Here is an 18701-nt window from a genome sequence, read left to right as displayed (position 1 = left end):
CTCTTCCTTTCAGCCCAGAACGGCGCGCGCTGCCGCAAGGCTCGCTGCGCCGCCGATCACCCGCTCGCGCAGCGCGGCGGTCTCGCCGATGACATTCTCCGCCGCAAAGCGGCAGAGCGCCGCGCGCTCCTCGTTGCGGCCATCGCCGCCATCGGCAAGCGCGCCCTTGGCGAGATAGGCACCGGTCAACACCAGGCCGAAGAGGCGCTGATAGGGCGTGGCCCCGGCAAGCGCCTCGACCTGCCGGCCTTCGGAGACGGCGGCGAGCAGCCAATCGGTGGCGGCTTCCAGGTCGGCAATGCTCTCGGTAAGCCGTTCGCCGGTCTCGCCCAGCGCCGGCATGTTGCTGGCAGCCGCCTTTGCGGCGATATCCCGCAATTCGGCTATGAAACCGCGGATGTGATTTCCCTCCGACAGCGGCAGCTTGCGCGTCACGAGATCGATGGCCTGGATGCCGTTGGTGCCCTCATAGATCGGCGCGATCCGCGCATCGCGGTAAAGGCGGGCGGCACCCGTTTCCTCGATGAAGCCCATGCCGCCATGCACCTGGACGCCGAGCGAGGCGACATCGACGCCGGCATCCGTGGCGAAGCTCTTGGCAACGGGCGTGAGGAGGCTCGCGCGCTCGGACCAGTGCCTGGCATCCGCACCGTGCGCCATGTCGACGGCGTGGGCGCAGGCATAGGTGATGGCGCGCGCACCCTGGGTCAGCACCTTCATGGTCAGCAGCATGCGCGCGACATCCGGGTGCTCGATGATCGGACTCATGCCCGAACCCTGCCAGCCGGGCGCCTTGCCCTGCGTGCGCTCCTTCGCATAGGCGATGGCCTTCTGGGTGGCGGCTTCGGCGATGGCCACGCCCTGCATGCCGACGGCGAGGCGCGCATTGTTCATCATGGTGAACATGCAGGCGAGCCCGCGGTTCTCCTCGCCGACCAGCCAGCCGATGGCGCCTGCTTCCTCCCCGAAGCGGCCGTCGCCATAGATCATGGTGCAGGTGGGCGAGCCGTGGATGCCGAGCTTGTGTTCTATGGAGTGGCAATAGGCGTCGTTACGCGGGCCGAGCGAGCCATCCTCGTTGACGAGGAACTTGGGCACCAGGAACAGCGAGATGCCGCGCGTGCCGGCCGGCGCATCCGGCAGGCGGGCGAGAACGAGATGCACGATATTGTCGGTGAAATCGTGCTCGCCATAGGTGATGAAGATCTTCTGGCCGAACAGGCGGTAGGTGCCGTCACCGCGACGCTCGGCGCGGGTCTTCATCACGCCGAGATCGGAACCGGCATGCGGCTCGGTGAGGTTCATCGAGCCCATCCATTCGCCCGAGACCATTTTCGGCAGATAGGTGTTCTTCAGGTGATCGGAGCCATGCGCCGTCAGGGCCTCGATGGCGCCGATGGTGAGTGTGGGGCCAATGGCGAAGGCCATGGAGCCGCTGTTCCACATTTCCAATGCGGCGACATGCAGCATATGCGGCAACCCCTGCCCGCCGAAATCCGGCGACGCGGTCAGCGAGTTCCAGCCGCCGTCCGCCCAGGCCTTGTAGAGCGCCGGCCAACCAGTCGGCATCGTCACCGTGCCATCGGCGAAGCGGGCACCCTCGGTGTCGCCGATCGCGCCGAGCGGGGCGATCTCCTCGCTTGCGAAGCGGCCGGCTTCGGCAAGGATGGCGTCGACGAGATCGTCGGTGAGGTCGCCGAGATGGCCGCCGTCGAGCGCGGGCGCGAGGCCCGCCACGTGCTTGAGGGTGAACGCAATCTCCTCGACCGGCGCCTTGTACATCTCTATCCTCCTCTGCGCGCGCTCAGCCGAAGCGCGGCTCCTTGGCGGGCAGATTATTGATTTTTACGTAAACGTCAATGTTTGGCCCGACCCGGCTTGCCGCGCTCGGCAAAAGAAAAGGCTGACCGGTCACCCGGTCAGCCTTCGTCTCGATACCCTTCGGCCGAGTGCGCTCACCGATAGGGCGAGTAGCACTGGCGGCGCGGGCCGTTATAGGGCTGGAACGTGTTGTCATAGGCGCGATACGAGCGGTAGCGGTTGGCGCACCAGCTGACATGGCTGCGCCCGCCGGAATAGACGCGCCGGTCGCGGGCGACGGAATTGCCCACCACCGCCCCCATGCCCAGGATGGCGAGCGGCACCCAGGCATTGTCGCGATGGCGATAGTAGCGACCATAATGGCGGCGATGATGCCAGCGGTCGCGGTAGTAACGCCCGTGGTGGCGGTTCCAGCCGCGATTGCCGCGCCAATGACGGTCGCCACGCCAATGGCGATTGCCGCGCCAGTGCCGGCGCGGATAGACGCGATGATCGACGAGTTGGGCGCCGGTGCTGGTTTCGGCCGGCTGGACCTTCACGACCGGCAAGGGCATGGCGCCCACTGGCGCGACCGGCGTCGCGGCAAACAGCGCCGAAAGCGCAACGACAAGGCACTTGCTGGTCAGTCTCATGGCGTTTCTCCCTGGTCTCGCCGTCATCATAGGACGGCATAATTGCCAGCGGAACGCGAAAGACCGGCGATTGTTCCCGCCGCCAGGTTTCAACGTTCCTTAACCATGTCTGCCGCAGCATCGGGCTTCGCGAAAAACCAGCGATTCGCGAAGGAGCGTCCATGCATTCCGCGCAGTTTTCCGGCCTTGCCGCCCTTCTCCTTTCGACGGCCCTTCCGTTTGCCGCGGCGGCCGCCGACGTCGAACCGTGGAAGAAGCCTGAGAACGCCATCGTCATCGACGCCTATGAGCTGAACGAAATCGACTGGTCCGACATGCTGACGGACAAGCGCATCGCGGGCTTCATCTCCAAGGCGTCCGACGGACTGCCGGAAAGCTACAGCTGCCAGGGCGACCATGGCGGCGACACGTTCGCGCACTGCAAGACCATGTGGCGCAAATATGCGGTCAGCCGCGAGCTCTACGAGACGCGGCGGCTGCTCGCCCGCTCCAAGGGCCTGCTCTGGGGCGCCTATCACCTCGCCCGGCCCGGCAACCCGATCGAACAGGCCAACCATTTCCTCGATTATGCCAATCCCCAGGACGACGAGATGATGGTGCTCGATATCGAGGGGCTCGATCCGGACCGCTATATGTCGCTCGACGACGCGCAGGTCTTCGCCGGCCATGTCCGCACGCGCACGGGCCGCTACCCCGTGCTCTACACCAATCACATCACGGCGCTGCACATCGCCGCCAACCGGGACCGCTACCGCACCCTTTCGCGCCTGCCGCTCTGGTATGCCCGTTACAAGCCCGGCATTACCGGCAGCTTCCCGATGGGCAACTGGGACAATTACGCGCTCTGGCAGTTCTCGGCCGCCGCCAACTGCACGAAGCGGCGCTGCCCCTACCGGGTGAAGGGCGCGCTGAACGACATCGACGTGAATGTCGCGCCGATGACGAAGGCGGCGCTGAAAGCCATCTGGGCCTTCGGCAGCCTGCTGCCGGAAAAGCCGTTCGAACCCGTCGACGATATCCTGACCGCTTCGATCCCCGCCGCAAGCCTGCTCAAAGCCACCGCCGAGGCCGCCGTTTCCGCGGGCGCGCAAGCGCAGACGAGCGGTGTGGTGACCCTTGCCGGCGGCACGGCGGCCACCTTCTCCATCACCGTCTCGGGCGAGGCGAAAGCAGGTCTTGCCGCCGCTGCCGGCGTCATGGCCAAGCCCGGGCATCGCCTGGTCGACGTGACGCCGCTGAACTATCAGGACCTCTGACCTACCAGCCGCCGCCGCCACCGCCACCGCCGCCCCCGCCGGAGAAACCGCCGCCCGACGAGAAGCCGGAGGACGAGCTTTTCGGCGGATCCGGCAGCGAGGATTGCATGGTGCCGGCCATCGACCCGGCGAAATTGCCCATCCGGTCGGAGAAGCGGCCCGACGAGAAACCATCGCCATGATACCAGCCGGGCTGGTAGGCAGCGGCCGCCGCGCCCGCAGCCGCGGCCGACAGCAGCCAGCGGTCGAAGGTCTGCGACCAGGGTTTTTCCACGCCGAGCGCCACCGCATAGGGCAGCAGCGTCTCGAAATGGCGGGGCGACATCTCCGGCGCGCCGGCCATGTTCATGCGGTCCTTCTCGGCGAGCGTCAGATACTGGCGCAGTCCCTCGATGCCATCCATCATCCTGCGTCCGAGCGGCGTGGGCGCGCCCATCAGGAAGAAGAAGACGATATTGGCGACGACGATGCCGCCGACGGCGACGAAAAGCGGCATCTCGCCGGCCGCTTCGGCCTCGGCGAAGACCGCAAGCGCAATGCCGCCGAACACGGTGAGGAGCACGAAGCTGACAAAGGCGATCATGGCCACGGCGAGGATGCGCGCGCCGAGCGTTTTGGCCTGCCGCAGGCTGCGGCCCAGCGCCATGGCGAAGATCGAAACGAAGACGGCGGCGAAGACCGGCAGGATGACGAGGGCAGCACCCTCCTCCGGCAGGGAGCCGAAGATCAGCAGCGCGGCAAGGCAGGCGAGCGACAGGAGGATGCCGCCGATCACCTGCGGCCAGTTCGCAAGATAATATTTGTGGCGGTGCTCCTTTTCCATCGCATCACGGAAACTGCCGCCGAGCGTCTGCACCCGTTTGCCGTTCGCCTTCTCGATGACGAAATCGCCGCCATCCGACGGCAGCGCGGCAAACAGCACAGCCTCGCCGGTGGGCAGCGCGCCGGAAGGCGATTTGCCCGTGCGGCTGACGACGATGGATTTCTTGAGATCCTTCAGTTCGACGAGGCCCTTGACGGCAAGGCTGAGGAAAGCCGCGGCGACGGCCGTCCAACCCTGCCCGCCAAAGCCCTTGCCGTCGATATAGTTGACGAGTGCCGGCGAAATGCCCTCCGGCGCATCCCAGCGCGGCACCATGACGCCGGGCGGCGGATCGCGTCCCACGGAAAGCCACGCCCAGAGATAATAGCCGACGACGAGCACCAGCCCGCCGAAGGAGAGGAAGAGATTGCGGTTGTCGCTGAAGAACAGCGCGCGCTCCTCCTCGGGCGTCGGTTTGTCGATGCTGCCCGCCGGCATCTTCACGGCGATCGTCAGGCCCTCATAGGGCGCGAGCGCCCGCGTCGTTTCGAACAGCGCGCGGTTGCCGCGGTTTTCGGCGCGCGCATTCTTGTCGCCGGAGCCGAACTCCCCGGTGAAGGCGGTCAGCTCTTGCGCCGTGACGCCCGCAGGCAACGTGACGGCAGCGCTCGCCGCGCGGATGGGGAAGGCCCATTCCGTGCCGGTGACGTTCCAGTAGAGCTCGTCATGGGTATCGAAGAAGCGGATCTGCCGCGTCGTCTCGTAGGTCAGCCGGTATTCGTGAAAGCCCGGCGACAGCAGCCTGTCGCTCGAGCCGAAATAGATGCGCACACCGCGGCGGATGGTTTCCGTGCGATAGGGCTCGGGCTGGCCGTCGCGTTCGACGCTCAGCACCTTGAACCCCACCTCGCGCTCGCGGCCACCGGCATCCGTGAAGGTGAGCGGGAAATCGCGGTAGATGCCGCGACGGATCTTGTCGCCCTCGGCATGGACCCGCATCGTCTCCGTCACGGTCAGGACGCCGTTCTTGGCCACCGTGATGTCGGAATGGTAGCGGTCGAAATATTCTTCCGCCTGCGCGGCGCCCCCGACCAGCAGGCACAGCCACAACGTCAGGAAAGCCGCGATCCGCGCCATGGGGGTCTCCGGTATCAGAACTTCACGCTCGGCACGGCCCTGTCGGCCGGGTTGTCGATCTCGAAATAGGGCGCCTTGTCGAATTTGAAGACGCTGGCCACGAGATTGGAGGGAAAGCTCTCGACCTTGACGTTGAGGTCGCGCGCCGCGCCGTTGTAGTAGCGCCGCGACATCTGGATCTCGCCTTCGATGGTCTCCAGCGTCTGCTGCAATTCGGCGAAGTTCTGGTTGGCCTTGAGGTCGGGATAGGCCTCGGCGAGCGCGAAGAGCCGGCCGAGCGCCTGGCTCAGCATGCCCTCGGCCTGGGCGCGGCCGGCGACATCGCCCGCCGGCACCGCCTGCGCGCGCTTGCGCAGTTCCACGACCTTTTCCAGCGTTTCCTTCTCGTGCGCGGCATAGCCTTTGACGGTTTCGAGCAGGTTGGGGATGAGATCGGCGCGGCGCTTCAGCTGCACGTCGATGCCCGACCAGGCCTCTTCCTTCACCTGCCGCGCGCGCACGAGGCCGTTGTAGATGACGATGGCGTAGATGACGACCACCGCCGCAATTGCCAGACCGATCATGGGCTTCTCCGCTCCTTCATGGCGTTTGCAGCGACCTTAGCATCGAACGCGCGGCTGGAAAGCCCCTTGCGGACGATGCCGGCGGCCTTGTCACCGGGGGAACCGCGCGCGGCGGCACTTTGCCCGATAGTGGCTTCATCGCCAACCGAACCTTGAAGCCGCCGCCATGAAAGCCCTTGCCCTCATGCTCAACGTCCTCGGCTTCACCGCTCTCTTCCTCGCCTACACGATGGGTGCGGCGATCGACCGGCCGACGGGTGTGCGCCGCGCGCTCCAGACCTATGCCGGCCAGCTGCCGACCGGCGCCTTCCCGACGCTCAAGCCGGTCTGGGAACTGGGCGTGAAGGTCACGACCGTCGCCTGAGCCCAAGAAAAAAGCCATCCGGCAGGCCCGGATGGCTTTTTGCTAGGTAGCGCATTTGAGTGTCGCCCGGACGGCGTATCCCCTCTGTCGTCATCCTCGGGTCAAGCCCGAGGATGACGGAGGAGACGTACGGTGGCGCCGGCAACAGAAAGACCGACCCTCAGGCCGCGTCCTTGTTCCAGTTCGCCCCGCCGGCATCCGTCAGCAGGAAGGCTTCGCCACAGGCCTTGGCGAGCGTGCGCACGCGCAGGATGTAGCTCTGGCGCTCGGTGACGGAGATCACGCCGCGGGCATCGAGCAGGTTGAAGACGTGGCTGGCCTTGATGCACTGGTCATAGGCCGGCAGCACGCATTTGTGCAGGGCGTCGCCATCGCCCGGCGCACCGGCGGCGAGCAGGGCCTGGCACTCCTTTTCCGCATCGATGAAGTGGCGGTGCAGCATGGCCGTGTCGGCATATTCGAAGTTGAAGCGGGAATATTCCTGCTCGGCCTGCAGGAAGACATCGCCATAGGTGATCTTCTCGTCGCCCTCGCGGCCGTTGAAGTTCAGGTCGTAGACGTTGTCGACGCCCTGCACATACATGGCGAGGCGTTCGAGGCCGTAGGTCAGTTCGCCGGCCACCGGCGCGCATTCGATGCCGCAGACCTGCTGGAAATAGGTGAACTGCGAGACTTCCATGCCGTCGCACCAGCATTCCCAGCCGAGGCCCCAGGCGCCCAGCGTCGGGCTTTCCCAGTCGTCCTCGACGAAGCGCACGTCGTGCAGGAGCGGATCGAGGCCGATGGCGGCGAGAGAGCCGAGATAGAGTTCCTGAAGGTTCGACGGGTTCGGCTTCAGGATGACCTGGTACTGGTAATAGTGCTGGAGGCGATTCGGGTTCTCGCCATAGCGGCCGTCCGACGGGCGGCGCGAGGGCTGCACATAGGCGGCCCGCCACGGGCGCGGTCCGAGCGCGCGCAGCGTGGTTGCCGGATGGAACGTTCCCGCACCCACTTCCATGTCGTAGGGCTGGAGCACCGCGCAACCCTTGTCCGCCCAGTAGTTGTGCAAGGTCAGGATCAGCGCCTGAAAGGAGCGGGTCGGGTTCATGTGATCAGGCAGGGCGGCAGAGGTCATCGGTCATGTCCGGACATTCATAGAAGCTGGCGGACTGGTGCCACGATGCGCCGGAAGGGTCAAGGGAAAGAGGATTAGGCGTTGGGCAATAGGCAGTAGGCAATAGGTGTGAAATCGTCCGGCGAAGTCTTGTACGAGCCGCCTAAACCCTACTGCCTATCGCCTCCCTTCAATGCCGCTCCAGCGAGCGGAAGAGGCCCGATCCGGCCGTCTGCGTGACGACCTGCACGCGTTGTGGTGCGAGGTCGGGCACCTGTGCGAGGCGGCGGCGTGCGCCGCCGGGAATGCGCGCGCCATACCAGGCGGCAAGCGCCGGCAGTTCTCCGTGAAGCGATCCCTTCGCCTGCCAGCCGAGCGCTTTCAGCGCGCTCGTATCGAGCGGCGGGCGGCTGGCATTCTTCGGGCGGCCGGCGACGAAGCTTACGCCGGCAACCGGGTCCTGCACCGTCTCCAGCACCATGCGCGCGACGGAGAGAATATCGACGGGATCTTCGCCCGCGACATTGTAGGTGGCGTTTTCCGCGCCGTTGGTGACGACGGTGCGCAGCGCCGTGCAGAAATCCGCGATCGTCAGGAAGCTGCGGCGTTGCAGGCCGTCGCCGTGTACCGGCAATGCGCGGCCGACGGCCGCCAGTTCCAGGAAGCGCGGCAACAGCTTCTCCACGTTCTGGCGCGTGCCGATCAGGTTGACGGGCCGCAGCACGCGGATATCGAGGCCGAAGGAGCGGGTCAGGCCGGCGATCAGCATTTCGGCCGCGGCCTTGGAGGCGCCATAGGGATTGTCGGGCATCAGCGGCGAGCGCTCGCCGGCCGGCGCGTTCTCGCCCGATCCATAGACTTCGGCCGAACTGATATGGATCATCAGCGGCACGCTGCGGCGTCCCATCGCCTCCACCAGCACCTGCGTGCCCAGCGCATTGGCGAGCGTGAAGCGCTCGGGAACGGAAAAGGCACGTTCGACATGGCTTTCGGCAGCGGCATGCACCACCAGATCGGCCCCCTTCAGGACCTCCGTCACCAGGTCGAGATTGCAGACATCGCCTTGCTGGATCGTCACGCGCCCGGAGCGCAGGGCCGCATCGAGATGGGACATGTCGGCGGCATAGGTGAAGGCATCGAGCACGCGGATGCGCGCCATCGGACAATGGGCCAGAAGATCGTCGACGATATGGGAGCCGACAAAGCCGGCGCCACCCGTCACGACGATGGTGCGGATATGGTCGAGGTTGAGCGAGGCCATGGTGGTACTCCGATCAGCGCAGGCGCATTGCAATCCGCCTTCATGGCGGCCATGCCCTCAGGATCGGCCGTTACGCGCGCGGGCTCAACACGCGCCGGCGTTGCACAGCGATAAATGCGGAATTAACCTTACGAGGCGTGGTTAACGTGCAAAAACAACGCGTAAGCCTTGGTTCCATTGCCCCGGAACGGGATGAAACCGTGCCGAAACGCTACTCGTCGTCGCGGCGTACGCGGTATTCGCCCGTTTCGGGATCCTTGACGAGCGTGCCGGTCGCGCCGGTGCGGCGCTCCTCTTCGGTGCGGCGGCGCAGTCGGCTCAGGCGCTCGGCGTCCGACACGAACTTGCGGTAGCCGAACCAGGCAAGGCCGACGACCAGAAGCAGAAAGATAATCTGGGCCATGCCCTCCCCCGTTGTTCTACGCGCCTTATCCGGTGAGGCCGAAGCGGCCCCACAGCGCCTTTTCTTCCGCAAGCTCGGCCACGGCCGAAACACCGGCCGAGCCTATACGGTCTGCCATGTCCAGGGAAAGCCCCCCGACGCCGGGCGTCTTGCGTCCGAACAACCCCTTCGGGGTGGAAACGAGTTCGAGCCGCGTCGTCGGGCCATAGCGGCGCTTGAGCTCGGAGCGCATATCCGACAGCCCGTCGACAAGCCCGAGCGCGCGGCCGCGGCCACCCGTCCAGAACAGGCCGGAGAAGAGATCGGGATCATCCGCAAGACGCGTGCCGCGCCGTGCCTTCACCATGTCGATGAAGACCTGATGGATTTCGAGCTGCAGCGACTTCAGATACTCCACGTCGCTTTCGCGCTCCGGCTGGAACGGATCAAGGATCGCCTTGTTGGAGCCGGCCGTGTAGACGCGCCGCTCCACGCCGATCTTCTTGAGCATCTCCGGAAAGCCGAAGCCGCCCGAGACAACGCCGATCGAGCCGACGATGGAGGTCGGATCGGCGAAGATTTCATCACCGGCGAGCGCGATCATATAGCCGCCGGACGCCGCCACATCCTCCACGAAGACAAGGACGTGCTTGTTCTTTTCAACCGCAAGGTCACGAATGCGCTGGAAGATCAGCCGCGACTGCACCGGCGAGCCGCCGGGCGAATTGATGGAGATCGCGACGGCCGGCGCATCCTTGTAGGCGAAGGCCTTTTCGAGGGCGGGAGCGGCGCCTGCGAGGTTCAACGCCGGGCGAAACTGGCTGCCGCCGGCCATGATCGCGCCATGCAGCCGGACGACGGGAACGACGACGCCCTCCTTGCGGAACTTCTTCGGCACCAGCCTCTTCAAAAATCCGGCCATGCGGGTCGTGTCTCCTGTTCTTTCGTCCGGCTGATGTATGCACGGGACGGCAAAACGCAATGGCGCGCCGGAAAATTCAGGGGCGGGAGAGGCGCGCATAACTTGCGCGGCCGTTGTTCAGATCGTTGACGAACGGGCTGAAGGCATGGCCGGGCCCGTCATGCATGACGAGCGGCATGCGCAGGTTCAGCCGGGCGCGCGAGCCCTTGATCGCCGTCACGAGGATACGCAGCGCACTCTCGCCGGCGCGGGGATGGATCGGCGTGATCTCGATGCCGCCGAAGCGCCGGCCGCAGGCGGCGATGATCTCGGCGATGGATTGCGGCCGGGCGATCAGCGAGAGCTGGCCGCCGGGCCTGAGGATGGCGCCGGCCGTGCGGATCCACCGCTCGAACAGGTCGTCCTCCATGGCGTGGGCCGCCGCCTTCAGCGCATCCGGCGCGCGGCGGTCCGCGGCATCGTTGAAGGGCGGGTTCATGATAACGTGATCGTGATCGTCATCGGCCAGGCCGGCCGCCACACGGGCCCGGCCGGTCAGCGTCACGTCCGCCTCGATCACGCTGACACGGCCGGCGAAGGGTGCATTCTCTCCAAGCGCCAGCGACTTGCGGGCGAAGGCCGCCATGAGCGGCGAGCGCTCGACAAGCAGCACCTGCGCCTTCTCGATGCGGGCCGCGACGGCAAGGCCGGCCGCGCCTGCCCCCGCGCCGAGATCGGCGACACGCATGGACCCGTCGCCGCTAACCAGCGACGCCAGAAGCATCGCGTCCATGCCCGAACGATGGCCGACGCCCTTCGGCTGGACGACGTGGAAGCGGCCGTAATGGAAGGCGTCGACGGTTTCCTTGACCGGATTTTCCGGCGCGGGAGACGCCTCGCTCACGGGCGCAGCTCCGCGGCAAGCCCGGCGTCGCGGAGAATGCGGCGCGCCTCGTCCTCCCGGTCGCTTTCCACCAGGAAGCGACGGGGCAGCATGCCAAGCGAGCCTTCAAGGATGCTCATCCCCTGATCGGCGATCAGGCAGTGGATGCCGGCCTCCTTCATCAGGCTCTCCGCGAAGGAGAGCAGAACGGCGTCGTTGGTGCGGATCAGTTCGATCATTCGGGTCTTTTCCAGCCTTAATTCCGGAGGCGGGACAATTCGCCTCTTGCCGCATGAGGCCCCGCTTTCTATTGTCTTTCAACAAAAATGAACAGGAGTCCGGGCATTTGGGCGTCGTGATACCGCTTGAAGAAGGCAAAAACAAACAGGCATCGGTGAAGCCGCTCGTCGACCTTACAAAAGCCGACATGGAACGGGTGAACCAGCTCATCCTGTCGAAAGCCGGTTCCGACGTGCAGATGATCCCCGAGGTCGCAAACCACCTCATTTCCTCCGGCGGCAAGCGCCTGCGCCCGATGCTGACGCTCGCAGCGGCCTCCATGTTCGGCTATGGCGGCGACCATCACGTCAAGCTCGCGACCAGCGTCGAGTTCATGCACACCGCCACGCTACTGCATGACGACGTGGTCGACGAAAGCGACCTGCGCCGCGGAAAATCCACCGCCCGCATGATCTGGGGCAACCAGGCGAGCGTGCTCGTCGGCGACTTCCTGCTCGGCCAGGCCTTCAAGATGATGGTCGAGGTGGGGTCTCTCGAGGCACTGGATGTTCTCTCGACCGCCGCCACCGTGATCGCCGAGGGCGAGGTTCTCCAGCTATCCGTCGCCAAGAACATGGAGACGACCGAGGACGACTATCTCGAAGTGATCCGCGCCAAGACGGCCGCGCTGTTCGCCGCCGCCGCCGAAGTGGGTCCGATCATCGCCAATACCGGCAAGGCCGAGCGCAACGCGCTGAAGTCCTACGGCATGAATCTCGGCCTCGCCTTCCAGCTGGTCGACGACGCGCTCGATTATGGCGGCAAGGCCGCGGACCTGGGCAAGAACACCGGCGACGATTTCCGCGAGGGCAAGATCACGCTGCCGGTCATCCTGGCCTGGCGTCGGGGCACGGCCGAAGACCGCGCCTTCTGGCGCGAGGCGATCGAGGGCGGCAAGAGCGACGACGCCAATCTGGAGCGCGCGTTCGGCCTCATCACCCGCTATGGCGGCCTGACGGACACGATCGCGCGCGCGCAGCATTACGGCATGATCGCCCGCGATGCGCTCGCCCCCCTTCCGGCAAGCCCCTGGAAGGACGCACTGCTCGAAGTCATCGACTTCTCGATCGCCCGCGTGAGCTGACCGCATTCGGCCAAATCCGGCGTGGCAGGATTATCTTGCCGCGCCGCGCCAAAAAAGCCATTCTCTGCCGTCATGAGTCCATGACTGATTTGGGCGCCATCGTGGCGGGACGTGCCGCGCTGGGCGCCGGGGCGACCTTCATACCTTCCGGTGAAAGGCATTTTGATGCGGCATTTCTTCCTTCTTCGGCTTCTTTCCGGCGTGGCGATTGCTGCCAGCATCACGCTTGCCGGCCCCGTGGCCGGTCCGTTGGCCGCTTATGCGCAGGACAAGCCCGCTACCGAGGCAGCCGATGAGACGCCGTTCGATCCGCTGAGCGTCAACACCTTCGCCGGCGCCTTCCTGGCCGCCCGCACCGCGGATTTCGACAAGGATTACACCACCGCCGTCAAACTCTACAAGATCGCGCTGCAGTTCGATCCGACGAACAACGACGTCAAGCAACGCCTGATGGTCACGCTTTTGATGAGCGGCGACTTTGCCGAGGGCGTCAAGCTGGCGGACACGCTGAAGAACGACCCGGCCGTCGAGCGCATCACCTCGACCGTGCGCGGCATGGAGGCGATCCGCAAGCGCGAATACAAGTCGGCGGAAAAGATCCTCGCCTACAAGGGGCCGAACGATCTCGACCGCATGATGAACGACCTCCTGCTCGCCTGGGCCAAGTACGGCGACGGCAAGCCGAAGGAGGCGCTCAAGCTCATCACCGGCATGCAGGGGCCGGAATGGCTCGCCATCTTCAAGAACTACCATGCCGGCGCGCTCGCCGCCGCTGCGGGTGACAAGGCGACCGCGCGCGCGCGCCTCAACGAGGCGATCCTCGACCGCAACGGCGCGGGTGCGGCACCCGACACCTTCATTCGCGCCGTCATGGCGCTGGCCCGTCTGGAAGCCCGCGACGGCAACAAGCAGAAGGCGCTCGACGCCATCTCGGTCGGCGACGGCTTCGTCACCAGCTATGCGCCGCTGAAGGCGCTGCGCCAGAGCATCGAGGCCGGCGAAAAGCAGGACCAGCAGGTCCGCACCGCCGCTCAGGGCGCGGCCGCCGTGCTCTTTTCCATCGGCGGCGCACTGAACCGCGACGGGGCCGAAGACATCGTCGCGCTCTATCTCCAGGCCGCCCGTGCGCTCGATCCTGACAGCGACGACGTTCTGGTGCTTCTCGGCGGCATTGCCGAAAACCAGAAGAAGCCCGACATCGCCATCGACTATTACCGGGCCGTGCCCGAGAAATCGCCGATGCGCCGCATTTCCGAATTGCAGCTCGGCCTCAACCTCGCCGACACGGGCAAGGTGGAAGAGGCCAAGAAGCACCTCCAGGAACTGATCGATGCCGATCCGGCCGACCTGCGCAGCTATCTCGCGCTCGGCAGCGTCCTGTCCGACGCCAAGGACTATCGCGCGATGGCCACGCTTTACGACAAGGCCGTGGGTGTCATCGGCTCGGTCCCGACGCGCAATCACTGGAGCGTCTTCTTCCAGCGCGGCATTGCCTATGAGCGCCTGAAGGAATGGGACAAGGCGGAGCCGAATTTCCGCAAGGCGCTGGAGCTGAACCCCGACCAGCCGCAGGTGCTGAACTATCTCGGCTATTCCTGGGTAGACATGAACCGGAACCTCGACGAGGGCCTGGACATGATCCGCAAGGCGGTGAGCCTCAAGCCCGATGACGGCTATATCGTCGATTCGCTCGGCTGGGCCTATTATCGCCTCGGCCGCTTCGACGACGCCGTCGCGGAACTGGAGCGCGCCGCGGAGCTGAAGGCCGGCGATCCCACGATCAACGATCACCTCGGCGACGCCTACTGGCGCGTCGGCCGCAAGCTGGAAGCGACCTTCCAGTGGAACCGCGCGCTCGGGCTGAAGCCGGAAGACGCGGAGATCGTCAAGATCAAGGACAAGATCGAAAACGGTCTGGCCGATATCAAGCCTTCCGACCCGGCCTCGGCCGAGGCGAAGGAAGACAAGCCCGCGCAGAAGATCGCGCCGGAAGAAAAAGCCGTGGACCGCAAGTCCTGACCGCATGCCCGGCGACACCCTTTCGGGCTTTGCCGTTATCGAAGCGGCGCCCGCCAAGATCAACCTCGCGCTGCACGTGGTCGGCGAGCGCGGGGACGGCTATCATCTCCTCGACAGCCTGGTGACCTTCACCGCCTTCGGCGACCGCATCGCGCTGTCGCCGGCCGAAGAAGACCGCTTCACGCTCTCCGGCCGCTTTTCCGCTACGCTTGCGGCCGAGAATGACAATCTCGTTACCCGCGCGCGGGACCGCCTGCGTGCGGCGCTGGAAACAACCGGGCAATCTGCCCCGCCCGTGCATATCCATCTGGAAAAGAACCTGCCCATCGCTTCCGGTATCGGCGGCGGCTCGGCGGATGCCGCCGCGACGCTGCGCGGCCTGCTTGGCCTGTGGCAGGCGGACCTGCCGGGCGACCGGCTCGACGCCATCGCCATCGGGCTCGGCGCGGATGTGCCTATGTGCCTTGCCGGCCGGCCTTTGCTGGCGCGCGGCATCGGCGAGGACATCACGCCCGTGGCGCTTCCCGCGCTCTCCATGGTGCTGGCCAATCCGCTCGTCGGCGTGTCGACGCCGGCCGTGTTCCGTGCCCTCGCCTCCAAGCGGAATGCGCCGCTCGTTCTGCGGGATGCGTCCGTTCACTGGCTGGATGCCATAGCCGGCCTGCGCAACGACCTGGAGCCGCCAGCCCGAGGCCTGTGCCCACAGATCGGCGAACTCGCGGACGGTCTCGCCGCGACGGATGCACGCGTGGTGCGCATGTCCGGTTCCGGCGCCTCCTGCTTCGCGCTATACAGTTCGGACGCGATGGCCGAGGCGGCGGCGGCTTCGCTGAAGCAGCAACACCCCGACTGGTTCATCACCGCCACCCGCACGCTGGAGGGACACGATGGCACGCCTTGACGAGACGAGACCGTTCATTCCGGTCGGTATCGCGGTGTTGACCGTCTCGGATACCCGCACGCCCGAGACCGACCGGTCCGGGGATACACTGGTCGCGCGAATCGCCGAGGCCGGCCACCGGCTCGTCGCCCGCGCCATCGTGCCCGACGATATCGCCGCCATCCGCACGCAGGTCGAAGCCTGGACGCGCGACGATGCGGTCGACGTCGTCATCACCACCGGCGGCACGGGCTTTACCGGCCGCGACGTGACGCCGGAGGCGCTGGAGCCGATCTTCGAGAAACGCATGGACGGCTTTTCGGAGGTCTTCCACCGCATCTCCTACGACAAGATCGGCACCTCCACGATCCAGTCGCGTGCGACGGGCGGCGTCACCAACGCCACCTTCATCTTCGTGCTGCCCGGCTCGCCCGGCGCCTGCAAGGACGCCTGGGACGGCATCCTCAAGGCGCAGCTCGACTACAGGCACATGCCCTGCAATTTCGTGGAAATCATGCCGCGTCTCGACGAGCACCTGAAGCGCTCGGCCGGCTGAACCGCCTCAGCCCGCCACCAGCTGCGCGCGGATCGCCTTGATCGCCCAGGCGGGCACGATCTCGGCAACGAGCGAAAAGGTCTTGGTGCCCTTTGCGATGTCGGACAGGGACATGCCCGTGCGCACGGCGGCCGCTGCCTGCCGCTTGCTGACGAGATAGCCCTGCTCGAGCGGTGAGGCGCGGCGCCCGAAGCGTTTCAGGAACGGCCTGCGGTGATTGCGCGAGCCGGTGAACCGCGCCGGGCCGGCACTGACCGAGACATGGTCGACGATGGCATCGACCCAGCCGGTCATCGGCCGCGCCCCGGGCTCGAGCAGGAGCAGCCAGTCGCCGCGCGCCGCGCGCACCACATCCTTCATGTCCCAGCTGGTGAGAAACCGGCACCCTGCGGCATCGGCCACGCGGGCGGAACCGTCGCGCGAGCCGTGATCGAGCACGACCACCTCCCGCACGACTCCCTCGACCGCGCCCGGCACGAGCGCCGACAGCGTCTGTGCAAGCTCGGCCTCGTTGTCCCGGCATTCGATGATGATCGTCAGCATATATCTCCCTACCGCATCGCAGCATCAATTTCCACCGTTGCAAGGCCGGCACATCGCCGCATGGTTAGGCGATATGGTTAGCGGGTGCGATTTTGTTCTTGCATTGTTCTCGTTTCGATTATAGGAATATAGTCATTGAACCGGGGCGAGATGCTCCGCCGGAGATAGCCATGAACGATCTTGCAAACCTCAGGCAGGGCGCCCTTGCGCCCGGCCATACGAAGGATGTTGCCGAAGCGCTGCTGGCTGATACGGGCATGCGCGTCGATGGAGAACGCCGGCGCGGCCGGGGCGCAGGGCTCAACTTCACCGGCCGCTTCGAGCCGGTGACGCGGGAGAGCTTCGACGACGGCTGGCAGACGCTGGAGGAGCTTCCGCCCTTCCGCACCGAAGTCCAGGTCGAGAAGCCGCGCACCATCATCACCCGCAACGAATCGCCGGATATTCCCTTCGACCGCTCGATCAATCCCTATCGCGGCTGTGAGCATGGCTGCATCTATTGCTTTGCGCGGCCCACCCACGCCTTCATGGGTCTGTCCGCCGGCCTCGACTTCGAGGCGAAGCTCTTCGCCAAGCCGGATGCGCCGAAGCTGCTCGAACGGGAATTGTCCAAGCCCGGCTACAAGCCGCGTGTCATCGCCATCGGCACCAATACCGATCCCTACCAGCCCATCGAGAAGGAATGGCGCATCATGCGCCAGATCCTCGAAGTGCTCGACAAGGCCAACCATCCGGTGTCGATCGTCACCAAGTCGGCGCTCGTCATGCGCGACATCGACATTCTCGCCCGCATGGCCGCCCGTGGCCTTGCCTGGGTCGGCATGTCGGTGACGACGCTCGACCGCAAGCTCGCCCGCACCATGGAACCGCGCGCGGCGACCCCGTCACGCCGGCTGGAAGCAATCCGCGCGCTCTCCGATGCCGGCATTCCGACCGCCATCATGATGGCGCCGATCATTCCCGGCCTCAACGACCACGAGATCGAGAAGGTGCTCGATTCGGGCAAGGCGGCAGGGGCGATGGAGGCGAGCTATGTTCTCCTGCGCCTTCCGCTGGAGGTGAGCCCCCTCTTCCGCGAATGGCTGCTGCGCAACTACCCGGACCGCTACCGCCACGTCATGTCGCTCGTGCGCTCCATGCGCGACGGCAAGGATTACGACGCGGAATTCGGCAAGCGCATGAAAGGCGCCGGCCCCTATGCGTGGCAGATCGCCCGGCGCTTCGAGATGGCCAGCAAGCGGCTGGAGCTGACGCGGACGCGCCGCAACCTCTCCGGCGACCAGTTCGTTCCGCCCTCGGGCAGCGGCGTGCAGTTGTCCTTGCTGTGATGGTGCCAGCGCGACGCGCGCACGGATTCGATGTCACCGGGACAGGCATCGTGCTCTTGAACTGAATGTGTGAGATCCGCGCCGCGCCGGTGCAGATCTTGCAAAACCTCTTCCGGTAGCGTCATCCCCTGGACGCGCCGGGTGTTCCTCCGACCGCCGCCCCTGTCGGAGGACTTGCAGGGAATCGGACGGATGTGCAAGGTCCCCGCATGGCCAAGAGCACATCCTCCGATTCCCGCCTTCTTTTCGATATGCCCGAAGGGCCCGATTTCTCGATGGAAATGGCGGCGAGAAAGCGCGGCCTCTGGCCGGTCGCCGGCACGGACGAGGCCGGGCGCGGGCCTCTCGCCGGGCCCGTCGTCGCGGCTGCTGTGGTGCTCGATCCGGACAACATTCCCGAGGGTCTTCACGATTCCAAGCAGTTGAGCGCCGCCAGGCGCGAAATGCTGTTCGCCCGTATCATGGAAACCGCCTTCGTATCCGTCGCCTCCAGCTCCTCGCGGCGCATCGATACGATCGACATCCGCAAGGCGAGCCTCGATGCCATGCGCCGCGCCGTCGCAGGCCTCGAAGTGGCGCCGAAACTGGTGCTGACGGACGGCCGCGACGTGCCGCCCGGCCTTGCCTGCGAGGGCCGCGCCGTCATCAAGGGGGATGCGCTTTCCGTTTCGATCTCGGCCGCATCGATCGTCGCCAAGGTGATGCGCGACAGGATGATGGCGCGCGCGGAAGAAACCTATCCGGGATACGGCTTTGCCGTGCATGCCGGTTACGCGACACAGGTGCACCGCACCGCCATCGAATCGATCGGCCCCTGCCGCCTCCACCGCATGAGTTTTCGTCCACTGCGCAAGGAGTGATCCGCCCCTCCGTCCAGACGCCGATCATCCGCTCCGGGCGGATATCTCGACGCG

General features: G+C 65.9%; 19 protein-coding genes. 8 read left to right on the top strand and 11 right to left on the bottom strand.

What is annotated here, in order from left to right:
* Positions 1–9: 9 nt before the first annotated feature.
* Together GR158_RS08445 and GR158_RS08440 are read right to left on the bottom strand one after the other, a co-directional pair.
* Positions 10–1782: an acyl-CoA dehydrogenase gene (locus GR158_RS08445; RefSeq protein ID WP_160870735.1), complete on the bottom strand. Its 1773-nt coding sequence runs from the start codon at positions 1780–1782 to the stop codon at positions 10–12.
* Between the two features lie 173 nt (positions 1783–1955).
* Positions 1956–2453: a BA14K family protein gene (locus GR158_RS08440; protein ID WP_246665588.1), complete on the bottom strand. Its 498-nt coding sequence runs from the start codon at positions 2451–2453 to the stop codon at positions 1956–1958.
* A gap of 161 nt (positions 2454–2614) precedes the next feature.
* Here GR158_RS08440 and GR158_RS08435 point away from each other — a divergent pair, with 161 nt between their 5' ends.
* Positions 2615–3709: a glycoside hydrolase family 25 protein gene (locus GR158_RS08435; RefSeq protein WP_160870734.1), complete on the top strand. Its 1095-nt coding sequence runs from the start codon at positions 2615–2617 to the stop codon at positions 3707–3709.
* A 1-nt stretch (position 3710) separates the two neighbouring features.
* Here GR158_RS08435 and GR158_RS08430 read toward each other — a convergent pair whose 3' ends face one another.
* Both GR158_RS08430 and GR158_RS08425 read right to left on the bottom strand, forming a co-directional pair.
* The gene (locus GR158_RS08430) at positions 3711–5648 is read right to left on the bottom strand and encodes a DUF2207 domain-containing protein (protein ID WP_160870733.1); all 1938 of its coding nucleotides are present in this window, start codon (positions 5646–5648) and stop codon (positions 3711–3713) included.
* A gap of 14 nt (positions 5649–5662) precedes the next feature.
* Complete coding sequence (locus GR158_RS08425) at positions 5663–6211, bottom strand: LemA family protein (protein WP_160870732.1); 549 nt, start codon at positions 6209–6211, stop codon at positions 5663–5665.
* A gap of 166 nt (positions 6212–6377) precedes the next feature.
* On the opposite strand from GR158_RS08425, the gene GR158_RS08420 reads away from it, so the two are divergent.
* Positions 6378–6575 (top strand): hypothetical protein, encoded by a 198-nt coding sequence (locus tag GR158_RS08420; RefSeq protein WP_134648916.1) that lies wholly within the window; start codon positions 6378–6380, stop codon positions 6573–6575.
* 160 nt (positions 6576–6735) lie between these two features.
* Here GR158_RS08420 and GR158_RS08415 read toward each other — a convergent pair whose 3' ends face one another.
* From GR158_RS08415 to GR158_RS08390, 6 genes are all read right to left on the bottom strand, one after another.
* On the bottom strand, positions 6736–7692 hold the full coding sequence (locus GR158_RS08415; protein WP_160870731.1) for a glycine--tRNA ligase subunit alpha: 957 nt from the start codon (positions 7690–7692) through the stop codon (positions 6736–6738).
* A 169-nt stretch (positions 7693–7861) separates the two neighbouring features.
* Positions 7862–8932 (bottom strand): dTDP-glucose 4,6-dehydratase, encoded by a 1071-nt coding sequence (locus tag GR158_RS08410; protein WP_160870730.1) that lies wholly within the window; start codon positions 8930–8932, stop codon positions 7862–7864.
* A 211-nt stretch (positions 8933–9143) separates the two neighbouring features.
* Positions 9144–9335 carry a hypothetical protein gene (locus GR158_RS08405; RefSeq protein ID WP_160870729.1) on the bottom strand — a complete coding sequence of 64 codons (192 nt, stop codon included), beginning with the start codon at positions 9333–9335 and terminating at the stop codon, positions 9144–9146.
* 25 nt (positions 9336–9360) lie between these two features.
* Positions 9361–10236 (bottom strand): S49 family peptidase, encoded by an 876-nt coding sequence (locus GR158_RS08400; protein WP_134648920.1) that lies wholly within the window; start codon positions 10234–10236, stop codon positions 9361–9363.
* Positions 10237–10312: 76 nt separating this feature from the next.
* The gene (locus GR158_RS08395; protein WP_371731632.1) at positions 10313–11119 is read right to left on the bottom strand and encodes a tRNA1(Val) (adenine(37)-N6)-methyltransferase; all 807 of its coding nucleotides are present in this window, start codon (positions 11117–11119) and stop codon (positions 10313–10315) included.
* Entirely contained in the window at positions 11116–11337 is a 222-nt protein-coding gene (locus GR158_RS08390) for a DUF2007 domain-containing protein (protein WP_160870728.1), read from the bottom strand. Before GR158_RS08390 ends, GR158_RS08395 begins: the two co-directional genes overlap by 4 nt.
* 107 nt (positions 11338–11444) lie before the next feature.
* On the opposite strand from GR158_RS08390, the gene GR158_RS08385 reads away from it, so the two are divergent.
* From GR158_RS08385 to moaB, 4 genes are all read left to right on the top strand, one after another.
* Positions 11445–12461, top strand: a complete 1017-nt coding sequence (locus GR158_RS08385) for a polyprenyl synthetase family protein (protein WP_160870727.1) — start codon at positions 11445–11447, stop codon at positions 12459–12461.
* Positions 12462–12626: 165 nt separating this feature from the next.
* A complete protein-coding gene (locus GR158_RS08380) occupies positions 12627–14480 on the top strand; it encodes a tetratricopeptide repeat protein (RefSeq protein WP_160870726.1) in 1854 nt (617 codons plus the stop codon).
* A gap of 4 nt (positions 14481–14484) precedes the next feature.
* On the top strand, positions 14485–15381 hold the full coding sequence (locus GR158_RS08375) for a 4-(cytidine 5'-diphospho)-2-C-methyl-D-erythritol kinase (protein ID WP_160870725.1): 897 nt from the start codon (positions 14485–14487) through the stop codon (positions 15379–15381).
* Positions 15368–15916 carry a molybdenum cofactor biosynthesis protein B gene (moaB, locus tag GR158_RS08370; RefSeq protein ID WP_134648925.1) on the top strand — a complete coding sequence of 183 codons (549 nt, stop codon included), beginning with the start codon at positions 15368–15370 and terminating at the stop codon, positions 15914–15916. Before GR158_RS08375 ends, moaB begins: the two co-directional genes overlap by 14 nt.
* 6 nt (positions 15917–15922) lie before the next feature.
* On the opposite strand, the gene GR158_RS08365 is transcribed toward moaB, so the two are convergent.
* On the bottom strand, positions 15923–16459 hold the full coding sequence (locus GR158_RS08365; protein ID WP_160870724.1) for a glycosyl transferase: 537 nt from the start codon (positions 16457–16459) through the stop codon (positions 15923–15925).
* A 170-nt stretch (positions 16460–16629) separates the two neighbouring features.
* Between GR158_RS08365 and GR158_RS08360 the strand changes: the two genes are divergently transcribed.
* Both GR158_RS08360 and GR158_RS08355 read left to right on the top strand, forming a co-directional pair.
* Complete coding sequence (locus GR158_RS08360) at positions 16630–17787, top strand: PA0069 family radical SAM protein (protein WP_160870723.1); 1158 nt, start codon at positions 16630–16632, stop codon at positions 17785–17787.
* A 209-nt stretch (positions 17788–17996) separates the two neighbouring features.
* Positions 17997–18647 (top strand): ribonuclease HII, encoded by a 651-nt coding sequence (locus GR158_RS08355; RefSeq protein WP_160870722.1) that lies wholly within the window; start codon positions 17997–17999, stop codon positions 18645–18647.
* The last annotated feature ends 54 nt before the right edge of the window (positions 18648–18701 follow it).

It is taken from the genome of Shinella sp. AETb1-6, from assembly GCF_009826875.1.
Classification (GTDB): Bacteria; Pseudomonadota; Alphaproteobacteria; order Rhizobiales; family Rhizobiaceae; genus Shinella; species Shinella sumterensis.
The sequence above is the reverse complement of the archived record's forward strand: the minus strand, read 5'-3'. Positions and strand labels throughout refer to the sequence as shown.

Bases quoted from the DNA above. Each gene is read 5' to 3' on its own strand.
- GR158_RS08445 (WP_160870735.1), bottom strand. From the start codon at position 1,782: ATGTACAAGGCGCCGGTCGAGGAGATTGCGTTCACCCTCAAGCACGTG.
- GR158_RS08440 (WP_246665588.1), bottom strand. From the start codon at position 2,453: ATGAGACTGACCAGCAAGTGCCTTGTCGTTGCGCTTTCGGCGCTGTTT.
- GR158_RS08435 (WP_160870734.1), top strand. From the start codon at position 2,615: ATGCATTCCGCGCAGTTTTCCGGCCTTGCCGCCCTTCTCCTTTCGACG.
- GR158_RS08430 (WP_160870733.1), bottom strand. From the start codon at position 5,648: ATGGCGCGGATCGCGGCTTTCCTGACGTTGTGGCTGTGCCTGCTGGTC.
- GR158_RS08425 (WP_160870732.1), bottom strand. From the start codon at position 6,211: ATGATCGGTCTGGCAATTGCGGCGGTGGTCGTCATCTACGCCATCGTC.
- GR158_RS08420 (WP_134648916.1), top strand. From the start codon at position 6,378: ATGAAAGCCCTTGCCCTCATGCTCAACGTCCTCGGCTTCACCGCTCTC.
- GR158_RS08415 (WP_160870731.1), bottom strand. From the start codon at position 7,692: ATGACCTCTGCCGCCCTGCCTGATCACATGAACCCGACCCGCTCCTTT.
- GR158_RS08410 (WP_160870730.1), bottom strand. From the start codon at position 8,932: ATGGCCTCGCTCAACCTCGACCATATCCGCACCATCGTCGTGACGGGT.
- GR158_RS08405 (WP_160870729.1), bottom strand. From the start codon at position 9,335: ATGGCCCAGATTATCTTTCTGCTTCTGGTCGTCGGCCTTGCCTGGTTC.
- GR158_RS08400 (WP_134648920.1), bottom strand. From the start codon at position 10,236: ATGGCCGGATTTTTGAAGAGGCTGGTGCCGAAGAAGTTCCGCAAGGAG.
- GR158_RS08390 (WP_160870728.1), bottom strand. From the start codon at position 11,337: ATGATCGAACTGATCCGCACCAACGACGCCGTTCTGCTCTCCTTCGCG.
- GR158_RS08380 (WP_160870726.1), top strand. From the start codon at position 12,627: ATGCGGCATTTCTTCCTTCTTCGGCTTCTTTCCGGCGTGGCGATTGCT.
- GR158_RS08375 (WP_160870725.1), top strand. From the start codon at position 14,485: ATGCCCGGCGACACCCTTTCGGGCTTTGCCGTTATCGAAGCGGCGCCC.
- moaB (WP_134648925.1), top strand. From the start codon at position 15,368: ATGGCACGCCTTGACGAGACGAGACCGTTCATTCCGGTCGGTATCGCG.
- GR158_RS08365 (WP_160870724.1), bottom strand. From the start codon at position 16,459: ATGCTGACGATCATCATCGAATGCCGGGACAACGAGGCCGAGCTTGCA.
- GR158_RS08360 (WP_160870723.1), top strand. From the start codon at position 16,630: ATGAACGATCTTGCAAACCTCAGGCAGGGCGCCCTTGCGCCCGGCCAT.
- GR158_RS08355 (WP_160870722.1), top strand. From the start codon at position 17,997: ATGGCCAAGAGCACATCCTCCGATTCCCGCCTTCTTTTCGATATGCCC.